Genomic DNA, 554 nt, shown 5'->3' on the forward strand with positions numbered 1-554 from the left:
GCTATGAAGTCGACTTCTGATGTTATTTCTTTTGGCTCAGCACTTTTTTCACCACCAGACCCTGGTGAATTTGACTCGGCTGCTGAAGCTTATGAGTGTATCGGGGCAGTGGTTAAATATAGGTTTATTGCGACTGGTATTACCAATCATGGCGTAAGTAGTTCTATTGAATCTCCAGGATCCGGGCATGATCCCACTAAGGATTGTAAGCCTTCTCATAAGACATCGACAGCTGTTAAATCAGGGATATGGGAGAACTCCTTTGGAGTGATAAGTTCTCATAATGTTGGGTTAGATATTCAGCGAGATGACACTATCGACCCTTTTAAAGATTTTTTCGGAGTCGATAAAAGTAAGTGGCAAGAGGTTCGTGATGATGTAGATAACGAATTTATTAAAGTTTCAATGCCTTCTAGTAGTGTTGATTGCTATAGCCAATTTTCTGATTCAATAGTGAATGGACAGCCCAATAAAGTTTGGATTGATGGCTCTTGCCAACTAGCGCCAGTTGATGTGACGAATATTGTAAATTTACAGGCTGCACACCCGGGACT

At 41.2% G+C, this 554-nt stretch carries 1 pseudogene; it reads left to right on the forward strand.

The annotated features are described in order from the left end of the window. Positions 1 to 554, forward strand: a pseudogene (locus tag AB4486_RS26395) (hypothetical protein); the annotation flags it as partial.

The organism is Vibrio sp. 10N.222.55.C6 (assembly GCF_041473395.1).
Taxonomy (GTDB): Bacteria; Pseudomonadota; Gammaproteobacteria; order Enterobacterales; family Vibrionaceae; genus Vibrio; species Vibrio crassostreae_C.